The organism is Empedobacter sp. UBA2044 (assembly GCF_002333005.1).
Classification (GTDB): Bacteria; Bacteroidota; Bacteroidia; order Flavobacteriales; family Weeksellaceae; genus Empedobacter; species Empedobacter falsenii_B.
This window is the reverse complement of record NZ_DDBA01000051.1, coordinates 23,357-40,466: the sequence shown is the minus strand read 5'-3', so window position 1 is coordinate 40,466 and position 17,110 is coordinate 23,357. Positions and strand designations below refer to the sequence as shown.

Sequence of the window (17,110 nt, the reverse complement as noted above, 5' to 3'; positions counted from 1 at the left end):
TTTTTTCAGGACGTTACAATTGAAATGATCTTCTTATTCTTCAATACTTGGAACTGCTACCAATTCGTTTGTATCAGCATCATAATCAATTTCATCAAAACTAAATCCAAACAACTGTAAGAATTCATCATGATAACCTTTGATATCAGAAATTTCTTTAATATTCTCAGAAGTTACAATTTTCCACAAATCATCCACTTCTTTTTGTACATCTTCACGCATTTCCAAATCATCAATACGAATACGTCCATTTTCATCCAAAGGAACTTCTCCATTTGCAGTATACAAGCGCTCTGCAAACAAACGTTGCATTTGCTCGATTGTACCTTCATGAATTCCTTTTGCTTTCATTACTTTGTACAATAACGAAATATATAATGGCACAACTGGAATCGCAGAACTAGACTGTGTTACCAAAGCTTTGTTTACAGAAACGTAAGAAACACCATTCAAATCTGACAATAATTCGTTGATAACTGGAACCGTTTTTTCTAAATCGTTTTTAGCCATACCAATCGATCCATCTTTATAAATTCTATGAGTCAATTCTGGCCCAATGTAAGAATAAGCAACAGTTTTTACACCTTCAGCTAAAACACCAGCAGCTTTCAAATCTTCCATCCAAAATTTCCAATCTTCACCTCCCATTACAGCAATTGTATTATCAATTTCTTCTTGAGATTCAATCGGATCAATTGTAATATCTGTTACTTCTGCTGTATGAAAATCTACTGTTTTATTTGTAAATGGTTCTCCAATTGGTTTAAGAACTGATGAATACGCAACACCTGTTTTTGGGTGTGTACGACGTGGCGAAGCTAAACTGTAAACCACTAAATCTACTTGACCTAAATCTTGTTTGATTAAATCAATCGTTTGTTGTTTAATCTCATCAGAAAAAGCATCTCCATTAATACTTTTTGCATACAAACCAGCTTCGTGTGCTTCTTTTTCAAAAGCAGCTGTGTTGTACCAACCCGCAGTTCCCGGTTTTCTTGGTGCAGCAGGTTTTTCGAAAAAAACACCTATTGTTGCAGCATTATATCCAAAAGCAGCTGTAATACGAGATGACAGACCAAAACCTGTCGAAGCTCCAATTACCAATACTTTTTTTGGTCCTTCGGCTGAAATATTTTTTGATTTTACGTACTCAATTTGATTGTGAACATTTTTTGCAGTTCCCTCAGGATGAGTCGTAATGCAAATAAAACCTCTTGTTCTTGGTTGAATAATCATTATACTTAATTTAGTCGCATAAATTTATAAAATAAATTCTATATAACGAAACGATCTTTATGTACATAAAATCATTCTATTTTTGAGATAATTAATAGGAAAACTGATTTCAATTTCCTATATTTACGATTACTCATAACCTACTTACCTATGAAAGATATTCACATAGGCTCTTTAATCAAAAAAAGAGTCGACGAACTTGGAATTGATATATCCCGTATCAAAAGTTTCTTCAAAACTTATTCTGAAAAAGAAATTAATGCTCAATATTTAAGTAAAAGTATACAAACAGACGATTTATTAAAATGGTCGAAGTTATTGGAATATGATTTTTTTAGAATTTATACGCAACACATTATTTTATTTGCTCCTGTTGGAAAAAACGCTTCAACTTCAACATCCCCTAAAAGCTCTGTTTTACCAAATTATCGCAAAAGTGTGTATACAAAAGAGATTATAGATTTTGTATTGAATTTATACACTGAAGAAAAAAAGAAAATTCAAGAAATTTCGAATGAATACAATATCCCTAAAAATACCATTCATAATTGGATAAAAAAATACCTACCACAAAATTAAATCTTACTCACTATGGAAAAACCAAACTACCAAAAAATCTATCAAGACATTATTAAACGCAATTTCCCTGAAAAAATAGAACAGACAAAAAAATTGTTAAAAAAGAATATGAATGTTTTGGATATCATGAAAGTATCAGAAATACTGAATGCAAACAAAACATCCGAAAATCAAAAGCATAAATCTTATGATTTGAATTCTGTTTTAGAGATTTTAAAAATTCAGCAAAAAAATAATTACACCAATACTTTTACTGCTGATAAGTTTAAAATCAGTCGAAATACTGTAGCTAAATGGCGTAAAATATATGGGTATTAAAAAACGGTTTCAAAAAGAAACCGTTTTTTTTATTTATCTATTATTTTTATCCTCTTTTATTACTTTATGTACCGCTAAAGTTGCAAACGGAATAAATGCGTACATCACATAAATGATAAAGTCTTCGTCGTCCCATTTATATATTCTTCTGACTCTAAAAAGTAAAATCAAGTAAGCTGTAAACCAAAAACCGTGAAAACAACCGGTAAATGGCATTGGCAATACATAACCAAACTGATATTTAATTGGCATTGCGACCAAAAATAAGAGCGTACAACTTATCGTTTCCCACACACATGATGTGCTAAACCATTTTTTTAACTTTTCGTCAGATACGTTTAACATTTTGCAAATTTAATCGTTTATTGATAGTAGAGGTATGATAATCATTAGTTAAAAAGGCTATTTTTACTCAATTATTGAAATAACTATTAATATTTATGATAATTAAATGTTATAATTATTACTATTTATGATAATCATACATAATAATTATCAATATTATTTATTAAATTTGTAAAAATCCAAAACCTCATAATTAATGCACGTAGATAATTTTCTTTCAAAAAAATTCAATTTAGCTTTACCCTACTGGACAATCATCTGTCCCATTCTTGCCATATTTTCATTAACTATAGCCGAAGGATTTAAAGATCAGATGTGGTTTTCTGGAGTCTTAGGAATCATTTTAATTTCAGCTGTTTTATCAGCTGTACATCACGCAGAAGTTGTAGCGCATAAAGTTGGAGAACCTTTCGGAACCATTATATTGGCTTTAGCTATTACAGTTATAGAAGTTTCGCTAATTGTTTCATTAATGATGTCCGAACCTACCGGCTTCCCTTCTGTTTTGGCAAGAGATACCGTTTTTGCTGCTGTAATGATTATTCTTACCGGAATTATCGGAATCTGTTTATTGGCTGGAGGAGTTCGTTATAGAGAACAGAACTTTATCAAACAAGGTGTTTCAACTGCTTTAATTACTTTAGTTGCAATATCTATATTGACCTTGGTTTTACCAAATTTTTTGACATCAGAAAAAGGAGGTGAATTCTCTTCTTCCCAGTTAATCTTTGTCGCAATTATTTCTCTTATTTTATATGGCGGATTTATTTCTGTCCAAACCATTCGTCATCGCGATTATTTCTTACCGCAAACTAGCAAAGATAATGTGACATCAGAATTACATGTCGAAAAACCAAATTTATTGACTACAATCTCGAGTTTAGTTTTATTATTAGTTGCTTTGTGTGCAGTTGTTTTATTATCAAAAAAATTATCGCCAACCATCGAAACAATTGTGATGGATTTAGGTGCTCCAAAATCATTGGTGGGAATTATAATTGCCGTAGTTATCTTATTACCAGAAGGTTTAGCCGCATATAAAGCCGCAAAACAAGACCGTTTACAAACAAGCCTTAACTTGGCTTTAGGCTCTGCTTTAGCATCAATTGGATTAACAATTCCTGCTGTAGCAATCGTATGTTATTTTACAGGACTAGAAGTAACATTAGGAATAGATGCAAAATCATCTATCTTATTAGTATTATCCTTATTCACTGTTTATTTATCATTAAATTCTGGTCGAACAAATATTCAGCAAGGAATTGTTTTATTAACACTTTTTGCTACGTATTTATTTACAACAATAGTTCCTTAAAGGAAATTTAAAGACATAAAAAAACGACTCAAAATTTAATTTTGAGTCGTTTTTTATTATTTTTTTGGTAAAGAAACCATATTCGAATCTAACTTTTGATCTTTTTCTAAGAATATTTTTCCTCTCAAAATACTTTGAATTGTATTGATTAATTCTTTCTCGAAAGAATCTCTTAATTGAGATTGATGAAAAATTAACGAAACTTCACGTGTTGGAACTGGCGACTCAAAGTTTTTAACAAATTTCTTATACTCTTGTGGCAAATCATCTGCAACCAAAGCAGGCAACAAGGTCATTCCATATCCATCATTTGCTAATTTAACTAAGGCTTCAAAACTTCCTGAATCTAACTTAATCGGACGATTTTTCAGATTAGAAGTATCACATAAAGCCAACACATTATTTCTGAAACAATGTCCTTCTTGCAAGATTAATAAATCAGAAGTGTTTAGATCATCTTCATTGATTTTATCTTTGTCAGATAAGCGATGCCCGTTTGGTACATAAGCCACCAATGGTTCATAATAAAGAGGTTTTTCGATAATTTGATCTTCGAAAAGTGGCGAAACCACAATACCAAAATCCAACGAACCATCTTTTATTCCTTTTATAATTTTATCCGTTTGCAATTCTTTGATAATAAGATTCGATTTCGGATTATTTTTCTGAAATGTTTTATAAAATAATGGTACCAAAGAAGGTAAAACAGTAGGAATAACACCAATAATGAAATCACCTTCTAACAAACCTTTTTCTTCGTTTACCAAGTGTTTCATTCGGTTAGCTTCCATTAAAATTGTTTTTGCTTGCGCAACAATTTTCTCTCCAATTTGAGTGATTTTGATTGGATGCGATGTTCTATCGAAAATATCAATATTCAATTCTTTTTCCAATTTCTGAATCTGCATACTCAATGTTGGTTGAGTTACAAAGGATTTATCAGCAGCAATTGTAAAGTTCTTATGCTCAGCCACTGCCAGCACATATTGTAATTGTACTAATGTCATATATAAAAATTGATATCTATAAATTTTTGTGATAAAGATATACATTATTATATTATCAATCTATATCTTAAATCATAATTTAATCCATAAAAAAAGCTCGAATTTATTCGAGCTTATCATGTAAAAATAAGTAAACTTATTTTGTTAATTGTTTTTGGATTTCTGCTGACCACTCTTGCAATTTCTTTGCATCTTCAGGAGACAATTTTTGAGTTATTTTTTGTAACTCTGTAGATAAGTCAACCGCTTTTTTAGTTAAGTCAGCTAATTTAGCTTGATCACCGGCTGTAGCAGCAACTTTCATTTCTCCTGCTAATTCTCCATATCTTTTTGCCCAATCATTTGCTTCCGGACTAGAAAAAGTTGGAAAGTCTTTTGCGATATCAGCTACTTTGTCCATTGTTTCTTTTCCGGCTTCTACTTGGTCAGTTACAGTTTCAGCTACATTTTCTTGTGTATTTTCTACTTTTGCATCTACTTTTTCTTTTTCAGATTTACAAGAAGATAAAGAAACCACACCTAATACTGCAGCGGCTAAAAATAATTTTTTCATTTTTAATTAGATTTTTAAAGTTAATATTATTGATTGTTCAAGTTAATCAAATCTAACAATTTATTTCTGTTAAATTTTTAATTTTCTTTCGAGAATTGGACTTCATATAAATTGGCATAATAACCTTTCTGAGCTAACAATTCGCTATGTGTACCTTGCTCAACAATCATTCCATTATCCATCACAATAATTTTATCTGCATTTTGAATCGTCGCCAAACGATGCGCAATAATGATAGAAGTTCTACCTTGTGTTAGCTTATCCGTTGCTTTTTGTATCAATTCTTCCGACTCTGTATCAATAGAAGAAGTTGCTTCATCTAAAACCAAAATCTCTGGATTGTAAATATACGCTCTCAAAAACGAAATCAATTGACGTTGACCTACAGAAAGTGTCGAACCACGCTCGCTTACCTCACTGTAATAGCCTTTTGGTAATGACATGATAAAATTATCAATTCCAATAATTTTCGCAGCATTTTGTACTTCTTCCAACGAAATATCTTTATTACCTAAAACAATATTGTCATAAATCGTTGTATTAAACAAGAAAACATCCTGCAAAACAACTGCAACGTGTTGACGTAAATTCTTCAATTCCATATCATGAATATTTACATCATCTATTTTAATTGTTCCAGAATCTATGTCATAAAAACGACTCAATAAATTAATTATAGTAGATTTTCCTGCACCTGTGGCACCTACAATTGCAATTTTTTCACCTGGTTTTGTCGAAAAAGAAATTCCTTTCAAAACCAAATTATTCGGAACATAAGAAAACTTCACATTTTCAAAATCGATTTTACCTTTTACATGATCTAATTTTATTGTTCCATTATCTGGTAAAGTTTGATCATCATCAATAATTTTGAACACACGATCCGCTCCTACCAAACCACGCTGAATCGTATTGAAACGCTCTGCTATTGCACGCATTGGAGCAGTTAACAACGTAACATATTGTGTAAAAGCAATCAAATCTCCGACAGAAACATCTCCATAAAGAGCTGTTCTAAGCCCTCCAAACCAAATCAAACTTCCCGTTGCTAAAGCCGAAATAATATCGACAACAGGAAACATTAATGAAAAATAGAAAACTGTTTTTAGATAGTTTTTCTTTAAATCATTATTAATCGAAACGAATTTATTGTATTCTGCTTGCTGACGATTAAAAACCTGAATAATATTCATTCCTGTTAATCGTTCTTGCACAAACGTATTTAATTTCGCCACAATTGTACGTTCTTCTTGGTATACATTTTTCAATGCTTTTTGGAATAATCGTGTAATAATCATCATCAACGGAAGAATCACAATCACAACCGTTGCCAAAACCCAGTTCATCCAATACATCACAAAAACGATGAAAACGATTTTCAATACATCGCCTAACATCACTAAAATTCCGTCGTTGAAAACCTCTGCAATCGTTTCAATATCAGAAACTGAACGCGTCACCAAAACGCCATTTGGCGTTTTATCGAAATAACCAAGCTTGAATTTTATCAAATGATTATACAAACGAACACGCAACAAACGGATAACTCGCTGTGCAACAACATTCGCTAAATAAACCATAAAAAAAGACAAAATTCCTTCGAAAACTAATACCAAAGATAGTTTCACGATTTGCATTTGAAGTCCTGGTAAATCTTTTGTCTGAATATAATCATCGATGATATTTCCCGTTAAATACGGACGATAAACAGAAAAACACGCACTAAAAACCGCTACAAAAACCACCGACCAAAACATCACTTTGCTTTGTGCTCCGATTTGTAAAACACGTTTTAATCCATTAAAATCAAACGATGTATTCTCGTTATTTGAACTCATTTTTAAATAATTCTTTTGGATATTGAACATCTACCAAATACAATCCTTGCGCTGGTGCCGAAGCTCCTGCCGAAGAACGTTGTTTTTGTTCAATAATTTCTTCAAAATCGTGGATAGAAATTCTTCCTAATCCAACTTCAACCAATGTTCCAACAATTGCGCGCACCATATTTCGTAAAAAACGATCGGCAGTGATTTGAAAAACCAATTGTCCGTTTTCATTTTTGCGCCAAAAAGCCTCTCTCACATCACAAATATTTGTTTTCACATCGGTATGTAATTTAGCAAAACTTCCGAAATCTCCTTGCTTAATTAACAATTTTGCTGCTTCATTCATTTTTTCAATATCCAATTCTCGATTAAAAATCCAAGCACTATCAAACGCGAAAGGATCTTTGAAAGGTGAAATAAAATAATTGTAAGAACGTGAAATTGCATCAAAACGAGCATGCGCTTCATCATCCATCAAAAATAAACGATAAGCAGCGATGTCCTTTGGTAAAAAAGAATTTAACTTTTTGATTATATCAACCGATAATTCTTCTTCATAATCAAAATGAATAAACATCTTTTTCGCATGAACACCAGAATCTGTACGCCCTGCTCCGACAATCGAAATTTCTTTTCTTAAGATTTTAGACAATCTATCTTCAATAACTTCTTGAACCGAAATTTGATTGGGTTGAATTTGATAACCAAAATAATTTTTTCCGTTGTATGCTAATTCTAAAAAATATCGCAATTGTTGTAAATTTGAGCAACAAAAATACAACCTTTTGAAGAAAATTCTTTTACTTTCGGACACGCATTCTTATATCGACGATAGAATTTTGGAATATGCGCAACAAGCAGACGAAATTTGGCATGCTGGCGATATTGGCGATATTTCTGTAACCGATAAATTAGCTGAAATAAAACCTTTGCGTGCTGTTTATGGAAATATTGATGATAATAAAGCGCGCGCAGAATTTCCGCTCAACAACAGATTTACGTTAGAAGGTGTTGATGTTTGGATAACACATATTGGCGGTTATCCAGGGAAATATAATCCTACAATACGAAAAGAAATCACAGAAAATCCTCCAAAATTATTTATTTGTGGACATTCACACATTCTAAAAGTAATGCCTGATAAACAATTAGGGTTAATTCACATGAACCCTGGCGCAGTTGGTAAACACGGTTTTCAGAAAGTTCGTACAATGTTACGGTTTGAGTTGAATAAAGGAAAAATTGAAAATTTGGAAGTGATTGAATTTAAGAAATGATTTTCGAATCTCGCATTTCGAGATTCGAAGTTCGCATTTCGCTTTATTTCGCTAACTTGAATTCTTTCAGAATAGTAACAAACTTCGAATTAGTGATATATTCTCTAAATTCGTGCGAATCTTGTCCAGAAAAATCTGTTTCTTCTAAGAATGTATAATTTTTAGAAAGCTCATCATATAAATCTTTTTTGTAACCAAAATCTGTCGCAATCAAACTTCGAGATAAAACCCCAATCTTTCCTTTCCCTAATACATAATCCGTATTATTTATCGTGATATGCATGCGTTTTAACTGAGGTGTAAAGGTTTTTAATTGATTATTATCCAATGTGAAATCAACTTTTCCAATCGCAGGCGCCAACATAATGCTGTAAATTTTATTATTATTTTCTAACAAAGTTTCTGCATTCGTAAAATCGACATGATGCGCAGTTTCAGCACGTTTTATCTCACTTTCACGCAACGAAGGATTCACCAACGAGCTCAAAACAACCGATGCGCCACGACTATGCGAAATCAAATAAACGTCTTTGTTATGAATGACATTCAAAATTCTACGAAGCCCGAAAACACCCGCCATTTGGCTATTTGTCGTTGCACTTACCCAAACTTTTGCAGTACCAAAAAGACTCTCGTTCACCAATCCATCCCAATAAAAATTAATCACCTCATCATTCGAAGAATTAATATTCATATAAGTTTTGGCTTTATTGTAATTTTTCAGGCTAAACAAATAATCATTATCAATTCCATGCACAAAAATGATGACACGTTTCTTATTTTTAACTCTTTTTTCGATATTTTTCAAACGCAAACTTTCATAAGAAGTTAATTGATTTTGAAAATTGCTTTCAGTCGCAATTTTCATTAATGAATAATCTCTACGACTTGCATTTTTAGGAGGTTTACCATACGATTTCAACCAATTATCTGGGTAAAAATTTCCGTTTTGATCCACAAAAGAACTTGTTGTATTTGGTTGAATAAAATTATTTGGATTCTGAGAGGTTGGCACATTATGTATTGCTGCACATGACGTTAAAAAACTAATCACGAAGATATAAAACAAGTTTTTCATATGATAAAAATTGGTATGCGAAGTAACTACAATTTTCTTTATTTCGCAATAGATTTTGTACCTTCAACCATAAGTTTAACAAGGTTTTAAGTGAAATATACAATCAAACAAATTTTAGACGAAACAAATCATCGTGCTTGGAATGATCCAACAAAACGATGGAAATATTATCAAGAATGGAATAGAGCGTTATTTTTTCATTACAAAATTGACAAAGAAATTTTGAGAGAATTAGTTCCAAAAGATTTAGAAATTGATGAAATAAATGATTCTGATTGGGTCTCAATTATCGCATTTACAATGGAAAAAATTCGACCTCGTTTTTTGCCTACACTCTCTCCTACTTCTGATTTTGACGAAATTAATTTGAGAACGTATCTCACAAAAAATGGAAAATCTGGTGTTTATTTTTCATCGGTTCGAGACCAGATTTAATGCATTATTCAGAAGGTGTGCAAGTTGTCGCTTGGGAGAAAGAAAGAGTTTAACAATTAAATTTTCTTCTTCAACAAATGTTGCATTCCATTGAACCATTCACGTTGAGAACCGTCATCTATATAACCGACTTTTAGATACAAATCATATGCTGATTTATTTTTGAAATTAACCGCTAAAACCAATTCATCAATTGTTGGAAAATTATCTTTTACAAAATCATCCATCAAACTCATCGAAATTTTTCCGTAACCTTTTCCTTGAAACTCAGGGTTTATTGATAAAGAACGCAACAACAACGAATTCGTATTATTCGTCATCTCCAATTTATCGTCACCATAGTCTAACACGAAAAAACCAATTGGTTCATCATCTAACAAAATTGTATTTGGTTTTGCATGTCCATCTGTGCGTAATTTCAAACGCTCAAAAGTCTCGCTAGGTAAGGCTGTAAAAGAAATTTGATCTTCTGGTAAATGATATAACAAAGCATTGTGATGTTTAATTTCTGTATGTTTGAGTTGAATTGTTGGCATAATCATTATTTTCAAATAAAAGTAATCAAAACATTCTAAATCCTATGTAAAAACAACAACCTTTATCTATTAAATTATAGTCAATTACTGCACAAAATTTAAACTCATTCTAACCAAAATAGTTTTTAAATTGTAGTAAATATCAGTCTAAATCTACAATTATGGATGATCAAAACAAGTTAAATATTCAAATAGGAACAAGTCAAAATACAGATGGTATCTATATAGAAATCACAGAAAATGGACCTTATATCTTGCACGGAAAGCCTAAAATTGTTCAGCAGTTTATCATTCCAAATCAGCAAGGAATTTCTGTCAATTACCAAGAAGGAGAAAAATTTGAAGCAAAAGATACAACTTATCTTTGCCGTTGTGGACAATCTTTTAATTAGTCTTTTTGTGATGGAACACATGCTTAGATGAGATTTCAAGATGGTTTACCAAAGCAACAAAAAGTAAAAGGATTTTTTTTTAATAAATGATATTAACATAAAACGCTCAAGAAAATCTTGAGCGTTCAATATAATAATGATGTTTATATTTTTTAATTATTAATTACACCAGAGCCTAAAAGTTCGTCTTCAACATACCAAGCACAGAATTGACCTTCTGTAATTGCAGATTGAGGGTTTTCAAATTCAACATACATTCCGTTTTCAGCTTTGTGTAAAATTGCTCTTTGCAAAGGTTGGCGGTAACGAATACGCGCCATCACTTCCATTGTTTCGTCGGTTTTCAAAGTTAAATCTTCGCGAACCCAATGTACTTCCTCTTCTTTTATAAACAATGCTTTCTTCAATAAACCTGAATGATCAGCGCCTTGACCTGTGTAAATAACATTAGTCTCTACATCTGTATCAATAATAAACAAAGGTTCTACTTTTCCTCCAACTCCCAATCCTTTTCGTTGACCGCGAGTGAAATAATGTGCGCCTTGATGTTTACCTACAATATCTCCGTCTTCTTGTTTGTATGAGAAACCTTTTGCTTCGAAATCTAATGCTTCATATTTATTTTCAAAAGTTGGAATTTCTCTTTTATATCCGTTCCAATCTTTGGCTATTTCTACAATTACACCTTCTTTTGGTTTTAATTGTTGTTGCAAAAATTCAGGTAAACTAACTTTTCCAATAAAACATAAACCTTGCGAATCTTTCTTATTCGCTGTAACCAAGCCTTGCTCTTGCGCAATTCTTCTTACTTCTGGTTTTTCTATATCTCCAATTGGGAATAATGCTTTGCTTAATTGATCTTGCGACAATTGACACAAGAAATACGATTGATCTTTATTGTTATCGTTACCTTTTAACAATTGAAAAATCTCTTTTCCATTTTCATCAATTGTAGAAGTTTTTCGTGCATAATGCCCTGTTGCTACATAATCTGCACCAAGTTCTAAAGCTGTTTTCAAAAACAAATCGAACTTAATTTCTCGGTTACACAACACATCAGGATTTGGTGTTCTTCCTTGCTCGTATTCATTGAACATATAATCTACAATACGTTCTTTGTACGAATCAGACATATCAATTACCTGAAAAGGAATATCTAATTTTTTAGCTACCAACAAAGCGTCTGCACTATCTTCTATCCATGGGCATTCATCTTCCAACGTTACCGATGCATCGTTCCAATTACGCATAAATAATCCGATCACATCATAGCCTTGCTCTTTTAGCAAATAGGCTGTAACACTTGAATCTACTCCTCCAGAAAGTCCTACGACAACTCTTTTCATCTTAAAAAATTTCAGTCTACAAAGTTATAAAATAATATTCGACGAATGAATATCATACATCAATCTATTTTTTGAATGATTTTGGCTGAAAAAATAAGATAAAAATAAGCGTACAAATTCCAGTTAAAAATGGATAATATAAGTTAGATAACACATCAACCGAAGAAACCTTTGTTGCACTTGAAATTGTATTTGCAGCTGCAACCGCTGCCAAAACTTGCGCACCATAAGGTAAGATTCCTTGTACAAAACACGAAACCGTATCCAAAATACTTGCCACACGTTTTCCCTCTAAATAATGATGATCAGAAATATCTTTTGCAATTTTACCACAAATCAAAATTGTAATCGTGTTATTTGCCAAACAAGCATTCGCCAAAGCTGTAAGCGACGCAATACTCATCTCAGCCTGACGTTTTGTTTTAATATTTTTGGTTAGATGATAAATGATAAAATCTAATCCACCATTCAAACGAATAATTCCAACAATTCCACCAATAATTAAACAAATAATACTCAACTCAAACATTCCTTTAAAACCTTCATTAATAGAAGAAACTAAGTCTAGTAAAGGAACACCAGAATAGAACAAACCAATTCCAAGAAACGAAAGAATTCCTACAATTAAAGCCCAAATCACATTAATTCCAGACATTGCTAGTCCAAAAACTAATAGATAAGGTAAGATTAAAATCAAGTCAAAATCTAACTGTTTTCCTTGAAAATTGGTTGTGTCAAAATGTTGAGAAAGTGAAAAATATATAATCGTCGAAACAATAGCTGCTGGAACTACTATTCGAAAATTAGTTTTAAATTTAGATTTCATGCTCACTTCTTGCGTACGTGTTGCAGCAATTGTTGTATCAGAAATAAATGATAAATTATCGCCAAACATCGCTCCACCAACTACTGCTCCTAACAAAATTGGCATAGAACCTGGAATCATTTTATCCATTTGCACTGCAATCGGCGCAACAGTTACAATTGTTCCAACCGATGTTCCCAAAGCCGTCGCAATAAAACAAGATAACAAAAAGAAACCTGCTACAATAAAGGAAGAAGGAAGATAATTCAAAAATAAATTCACTGTTGATTCTACAGCACCAATTGTAGATCCTAAACTTCCAAACGCTCCAGCGAGAAGAAAAATTAAAATCATCAACATAATGGTTTCTTCACCCGCATTCTTACAAAAAGCCTCGGCTTTCGTATGAAATGAAACCTTAGGGAATTGAACAAATGCAATTACTAATGCTAACATGAAAACAACCAATGCTGGAACAGAATAAAAATCGTTCAGATAAATAGATGCCGAAAAATAGACAAGTATGAAAATGATTAAAGGCAATAAAGCCCAAAAATTTCCTTTTTTTATGATCATATTACTAAAAATTCAGAAAAATATTCTGCAAATATCTATCGAAATTTTAAAACATGAAAATCAAATATTTATTGATTTATAAGTTTTTAGGACAGTAGAATAAAAAAAGGAACATCTTTCGAAAGATATTCCTTCATTTAGAAAAATTTTCTAAAAACTGTATTTTTATTTCGCAATTAATTTATTTGTTTGTGTAATTGCGCGCTCATTTTTTTCTTCAATCCAAGTTTTACCTTTTATTTTTCGCATCACATTATCGTATGTACGCATCAAAAATATGTTATAAATCGCTTCGGACAAATTTTTTGGTTTATGTGCCAACGAACGCAAACTCATCGAAAAACCTGGCGTCAAATATTTCATATAATGCCACCAACCTTCTGGCATATAAAGCATTTCTCCGTGTTTTAGGTCTGCAACCATCGGATTTATATTTTTCAGCGCTGGCCATTTATCAAAATCAGGATTATCAAAATCAATATCTTCTCTACAAATTACCGAATGCGGAATTTTGTACATGTATTTCGAATCCTTTGGCGGAACAATAATACAACGTTTTTTTCCTGCAAAATGGAAATGCAAAATATTCGCTAAATCGATATCATAATGCATAAAAACATTCGATCCTTCACCTCCAAAAAATAACATTGGCATCGATTTGAAAAGATTCAAACCCAAATCTGGCATTTTATAATCTTGTTGCAATTGCGGAACTTGACTCATCAAATTGTACAAAAATATACGCAAATCTGTCGGCTCACTTTGCAACAAATCTACATATTCAGACATTTTCATCTTTGCTACTGGTTCATTTACTTTCTTCGTATAATCAACCGGATCATTATTGTATAAAGGGACAACCTTGTTGCCTGCAACTTGTTTTATATACTCAAAATTCCACTTTTCGTACGCAGGCCAATCCTCTGTAATTCGCTCTACTACAACTGGTTTTTGAGGTTTAACGTAATATTTCTGAAAATCTTTTGCAGAAATACTTTCTACTCTTTCAACTTCTGTGAAATTAAAATTCATCTTTTATGTAAAATAAAGTGCAAATTTACTTAACTTTTTTGTTAAATCTGAAAGAAGCAATTATTAAACCAATCTTTTTTAAATATGATTTAATAATTATTTCTGATTTGATGATTTATTTAATATACATTGAACTTTACTATAACTGATGATAGAAAACACATCAATTCTTTCATTATCTTTACATTGAATTTTTAAAATCGATTCGTTGAACACAAAAAATCTATTTTTTTCCATTTTTTTTATTCTACTGAATACATTTTGTTGTGCACAGCAAATTTTTCCGTATTTGGAACTTCAAAATGAAGAAGATTTTGAAAAAATAGAAGCAATTTCTCTCGAAAATGACTATAATTTTCATCATTTATTGGGTAATTTGAGTCATAATTTTACTTTTCAGAACAATTCTTCGGAAGATATTTCGGCTAAATTTATTTATCCTTATCAAGCTTCTCAAAATGTGTACGAATTAAAAGCTTTTGTAAATGATAAAGTTTTCGAAATTCAATCCAAATCGATTGTAGATATTCGAAAAGAGTTAAAAAATATTGATGCTTCAACTATTTTTAAAAATCAACAAAACAATCAAGTTTTACAATTAGATTTAGGAAAAATTCCTGCACATGCTACACTAAAAATTAAGCTAAAAGTTTCGAAAATTGTTGAAGAAAATAATTTGAATTATCAAGTTTCGTTTTTAGAATTTATCGTGAAACGAACAGAATCTTTTACCCAAATTCATCGTTGGAACAATCAATTGAATGGTTTTCCGAAAAACATAAATTCAGATATTCATCTTTCGGGAAATTTTCCGATTTCAAAAATTGTTTCTGATTTAAAATTTTCAAAGGAAGATGATCGAAATTATGTTTCAAAAAATTCCGATAAAAAGATTCCAACTCTTCAATATGCTTATACAAAAAATGAACTACAAACCGGAATTGAAACGTTTACTGAAAATGGTTGCGATTATATTTTAGGAACAATTGAACCTGCAAATAATCCTTCTAAATATAATGCTCCACGAGAATTTTTGTTCGTTTTGGATGCTTCTGGTTCTATGATGAATCAACCAATTGAAACCACCAAAAAATTGATGTATCAACTTCTTCCAAATCTAAACGAAACAGATAAATTTAATGTGTTGGTTTATTCTACGAAAAATGAATTAATTTTTAATTCTTCTCAATTTCCAACGAAAGAAAACATCAATTTAGCTTTAGAAAAAATTAATTCTTTGAATGGAACTGGCGAAAAATTATTGGATGAAACAATCAAACAAATTCAGAAAAATCCTTTTGATAAAAATTATAAACGAATCATTACAATTATTTCTGATGGAGCGATGAATTTGAATGAAACTGTTTACAATTCACTCCGAAATTATGCAAAAGATACTCAATTTATAACATTAGGAATTGGAAAGGAATTGGACTATCATGCGATGAATTTCATAAGTTTAGCAACAGGAACGCTTCCGATTACGGTCAATGAACCAAGAGAATTGAATCAGAAAATAACACAATTTCTGCAAGCTGTTTTGAATTCTTCTATTTATCATCTTAAAGTTCAATCATCCCAAATCAACCTCAACGAAACGTTTCCGAAGAATTTCAATACGTATTTAGCTCAAAATTCTGTCAATTTTGTTTCACGCGATTGTAATCGTCGTTATCCAAAAAAAATAGAAATTATTGGTAATCAATCGAACCAAAATTTCACTCAAAATTTTGAAATCAAACAACCAAATCCAAGTGAATTTACCGAAGCAATTAAGTTTTATTGGGCAAAACAAAAAATTGATTATCTCTTAAAAGATGAGGAACGTTGCGGTGAAATGTGCAAAAAAGATGGACGATATCGAAAAGAAATTGAGAAAATTGGAACTGAATTTAACATTTCAACACCTTATAATTTATTGATCCAGAAAGGAAATATAGAAAATTACAACAATGATTATGATACAGATGGCGATGGCGTGATGGATATCGAAGATGAATGTCCGTATATAAAAGGAAATCGTTTTGGAAATGGTTGTCCAGAAAGCAATTTGAGTGATAAAAAGATTGGAAATTATGTTCAAGATTATTCAAATTATTTAATGGAAACCGTCGAATTTGATTTTGATAAAGCTGAAATCAGAGCTATTGATTATCCAAAATTGAATGAAGTTGTTGCAATTATGAAACGAAATCCATCACATCATTTTGTTATCGAAGGTCATACAGATGCGGTTGGAACAGAATCTTACAATATAGATTTATCACAACGAAGAGCAAACGCTGTGTTGAATTATTTGATAGAAAAAGGCTTAAATAAAAATCGATTTTCAATTTCCGCTAAAGGTTTTTCAGACTTGAAACACAAAGAATGCAATCCTGCTGCAAATTGTATTGACTGGAAAAATTTTGAAAATAGACGAGTTAGATTTAAGATAAAATAATTATTGTA

General features: G+C 31.4%; 18 protein-coding genes. 7 read left to right on the top strand and 11 right to left on the bottom strand.

Translation table 11 applies throughout. From position 1 onward, the window contains the following. Window positions 1-33: 33 nt before the first annotated feature. Window positions 34-1,236, bottom strand: coding sequence for an enoyl-ACP reductase FabV (gene fabV, locus B4E59_RS08845; protein ID WP_291052557.1), 1,203 nt, complete (start codon window positions 1,234-1,236; stop codon window positions 34-36). A 150-nt stretch (window positions 1,237-1,386) separates the two neighbouring features. Between fabV and B4E59_RS08840 the strand changes: the two genes are divergently transcribed. After that, window positions 1,387-1,815: a transposase gene (locus tag B4E59_RS08840; RefSeq protein ID WP_280062512.1), complete on the top strand. Its 429-nt coding sequence runs from the start codon at window positions 1,387-1,389 to the stop codon at window positions 1,813-1,815. A 12-nt stretch (window positions 1,816-1,827) separates the two neighbouring features. Further along, window positions 1,828-2,133, top strand: coding sequence for a helix-turn-helix domain-containing protein (locus B4E59_RS08835; RefSeq protein WP_291052553.1), 306 nt, complete (start codon window positions 1,828-1,830; stop codon window positions 2,131-2,133). Window positions 2,134-2,166: 33 nt separating this feature from the next. Here B4E59_RS08835 and B4E59_RS08830 read toward each other — a convergent pair whose 3' ends face one another. Then, complete coding sequence (locus B4E59_RS08830) at window positions 2,167-2,478, bottom strand: DUF3817 domain-containing protein (protein ID WP_291052549.1); 312 nt, start codon at window positions 2,476-2,478, stop codon at window positions 2,167-2,169. Window positions 2,479-2,674: 196 nt separating this feature from the next. Here B4E59_RS08830 and B4E59_RS08825 point away from each other — a divergent pair, with 196 nt between their 5' ends. Further along, window positions 2,675-3,793: a calcium:cation antiporter gene (locus B4E59_RS08825; protein ID WP_291052546.1), complete on the top strand. Its 1,119-nt coding sequence runs from the start codon at window positions 2,675-2,677 to the stop codon at window positions 3,791-3,793. A 56-nt stretch (window positions 3,794-3,849) separates the two neighbouring features. Here B4E59_RS08825 and B4E59_RS08820 read toward each other — a convergent pair whose 3' ends face one another. The 4 genes from B4E59_RS08820 to truA form a co-directional block, all read right to left on the bottom strand. Further along, the gene (locus B4E59_RS08820; protein ID WP_038333906.1) at window positions 3,850-4,800 is read right to left on the bottom strand and encodes a LysR substrate-binding domain-containing protein; all 951 of its coding nucleotides are present in this window, start codon (window positions 4,798-4,800) and stop codon (window positions 3,850-3,852) included. Window positions 4,801-4,936: 136 nt separating this feature from the next. Next, a complete protein-coding gene (locus tag B4E59_RS08815) occupies window positions 4,937-5,353 on the bottom strand; it encodes a hypothetical protein (RefSeq protein ID WP_019976952.1) in 417 nt (138 codons plus the stop codon). A 77-nt stretch (window positions 5,354-5,430) separates the two neighbouring features. Beyond that, a complete protein-coding gene (locus B4E59_RS08810) occupies window positions 5,431-7,191 on the bottom strand; it encodes an ABC transporter ATP-binding protein (RefSeq protein ID WP_291052543.1) in 1,761 nt (586 codons plus the stop codon). Beyond that, on the bottom strand, window positions 7,178-7,933 hold the full coding sequence (gene truA, locus B4E59_RS08805) for a tRNA pseudouridine(38-40) synthase TruA (protein ID WP_291046972.1): 756 nt from the start codon (window positions 7,931-7,933) through the stop codon (window positions 7,178-7,180). The genes B4E59_RS08810 and truA overlap by 14 nt, the downstream gene beginning before the upstream one ends. 34 nt (window positions 7,934-7,967) lie before the next feature. Here truA and B4E59_RS08800 point away from each other — a divergent pair, with 34 nt between their 5' ends. Next, window positions 7,968-8,459, top strand: a complete 492-nt coding sequence (locus B4E59_RS08800; protein WP_125350164.1) for a metallophosphoesterase family protein — start codon at window positions 7,968-7,970, stop codon at window positions 8,457-8,459. Window positions 8,460-8,502: 43 nt separating this feature from the next. Here the strand turns inward: B4E59_RS08800 and B4E59_RS08795 are convergent, their stop codons facing one another. After that, entirely contained in the window at window positions 8,503-9,537 is a 1,035-nt protein-coding gene (locus B4E59_RS08795; RefSeq protein WP_291046974.1) for an alpha/beta hydrolase, read from the bottom strand. 90 nt (window positions 9,538-9,627) lie between these two features. Here B4E59_RS08795 and B4E59_RS08790 point away from each other — a divergent pair, with 90 nt between their 5' ends. Further along, a complete protein-coding gene (locus B4E59_RS08790; protein WP_291052540.1) occupies window positions 9,628-9,972 on the top strand; it encodes a DUF2071 domain-containing protein in 345 nt (114 codons plus the stop codon). A gap of 56 nt (window positions 9,973-10,028) precedes the next feature. Here B4E59_RS08790 and B4E59_RS08785 read toward each other — a convergent pair whose 3' ends face one another. After that, window positions 10,029-10,508 (bottom strand): GNAT family N-acetyltransferase, encoded by a 480-nt coding sequence (locus B4E59_RS08785; protein WP_291052537.1) that lies wholly within the window; start codon window positions 10,506-10,508, stop codon window positions 10,029-10,031. Window positions 10,509-10,669: 161 nt separating this feature from the next. Between B4E59_RS08785 and B4E59_RS08780 the strand changes: the two genes are divergently transcribed. Continuing rightward, window positions 10,670-10,900: a CDGSH iron-sulfur domain-containing protein gene (locus B4E59_RS08780; RefSeq protein WP_280037543.1), complete on the top strand. Its 231-nt coding sequence runs from the start codon at window positions 10,670-10,672 to the stop codon at window positions 10,898-10,900. A 152-nt stretch (window positions 10,901-11,052) separates the two neighbouring features. Here the strand turns inward: B4E59_RS08780 and mnmA are convergent, their stop codons facing one another. From mnmA to B4E59_RS08765, 3 genes are all read right to left on the bottom strand, one after another. Continuing rightward, entirely contained in the window at window positions 11,053-12,246 is a 1,194-nt protein-coding gene (gene mnmA, locus B4E59_RS08775; RefSeq protein WP_219034556.1) for a tRNA 2-thiouridine(34) synthase MnmA, read from the bottom strand. Window positions 12,247-12,310: 64 nt separating this feature from the next. Then, on the bottom strand, window positions 12,311-13,627 hold the full coding sequence (locus B4E59_RS08770) for a Na+/H+ antiporter NhaC family protein (protein WP_291052533.1): 1,317 nt from the start codon (window positions 13,625-13,627) through the stop codon (window positions 12,311-12,313). 165 nt (window positions 13,628-13,792) lie between these two features. Continuing rightward, window positions 13,793-14,659 (bottom strand): cupin-like domain-containing protein, encoded by an 867-nt coding sequence (locus B4E59_RS08765; RefSeq protein ID WP_125350158.1) that lies wholly within the window; start codon window positions 14,657-14,659, stop codon window positions 13,793-13,795. A 289-nt stretch (window positions 14,660-14,948) separates the two neighbouring features. Here B4E59_RS08765 and B4E59_RS08760 point away from each other — a divergent pair, with 289 nt between their 5' ends. Then, window positions 14,949-17,102, top strand: a complete 2,154-nt coding sequence (locus B4E59_RS08760) for an OmpA family protein (RefSeq protein ID WP_291052530.1) — start codon at window positions 14,949-14,951, stop codon at window positions 17,100-17,102. The last annotated feature ends 8 nt before the right edge of the window (window positions 17,103-17,110 follow it).

What these genes read in the sequence shown, in the direction of transcription:
- B4E59_RS08825 (WP_291052546.1), top strand. Translation starts at nt 2,675, where the DNA reads ATGCACGTAGATAATTTTCTTTCAAAAAAATTCAATTTAGCTTTACCC.
- B4E59_RS08780 (WP_280037543.1), top strand. Translation starts at nt 10,670, where the DNA reads ATGGATGATCAAAACAAGTTAAATATTCAAATAGGAACAAGTCAAAAT.
- B4E59_RS08765 (WP_125350158.1), bottom strand. Translation starts at nt 14,659, where the DNA reads ATGAATTTTAATTTCACAGAAGTTGAAAGAGTAGAAAGTATTTCTGCA.
- fabV (WP_291052557.1), bottom strand. Translation starts at nt 1,236, where the DNA reads ATGATTATTCAACCAAGAACAAGAGGTTTTATTTGCATTACGACTCAT.
- B4E59_RS08840 (WP_280062512.1), top strand. Translation starts at nt 1,387, where the DNA reads ATGAAAGATATTCACATAGGCTCTTTAATCAAAAAAAGAGTCGACGAA.
- B4E59_RS08785 (WP_291052537.1), bottom strand. Translation starts at nt 10,508, where the DNA reads ATGCCAACAATTCAACTCAAACATACAGAAATTAAACATCACAATGCT.
- mnmA (WP_219034556.1), bottom strand. Translation starts at nt 12,246, where the DNA reads ATGAAAAGAGTTGTCGTAGGACTTTCTGGAGGAGTAGATTCAAGTGTT.
- B4E59_RS08815 (WP_019976952.1), bottom strand. Translation starts at nt 5,353, where the DNA reads ATGAAAAAATTATTTTTAGCCGCTGCAGTATTAGGTGTGGTTTCTTTA.
- B4E59_RS08830 (WP_291052549.1), bottom strand. Translation starts at nt 2,478, where the DNA reads ATGTTAAACGTATCTGACGAAAAGTTAAAAAAATGGTTTAGCACATCA.
- B4E59_RS08835 (WP_291052553.1), top strand. Translation starts at nt 1,828, where the DNA reads ATGGAAAAACCAAACTACCAAAAAATCTATCAAGACATTATTAAACGC.
- B4E59_RS08770 (WP_291052533.1), bottom strand. Translation starts at nt 13,627, where the DNA reads ATGATCATAAAAAAAGGAAATTTTTGGGCTTTATTGCCTTTAATCATT.
- B4E59_RS08820 (WP_038333906.1), bottom strand. Translation starts at nt 4,800, where the DNA reads ATGACATTAGTACAATTACAATATGTGCTGGCAGTGGCTGAGCATAAG.
- B4E59_RS08795 (WP_291046974.1), bottom strand. Translation starts at nt 9,537, where the DNA reads ATGAAAAACTTGTTTTATATCTTCGTGATTAGTTTTTTAACGTCATGT.
- B4E59_RS08810 (WP_291052543.1), bottom strand. Translation starts at nt 7,191, where the DNA reads ATGAGTTCAAATAACGAGAATACATCGTTTGATTTTAATGGATTAAAA.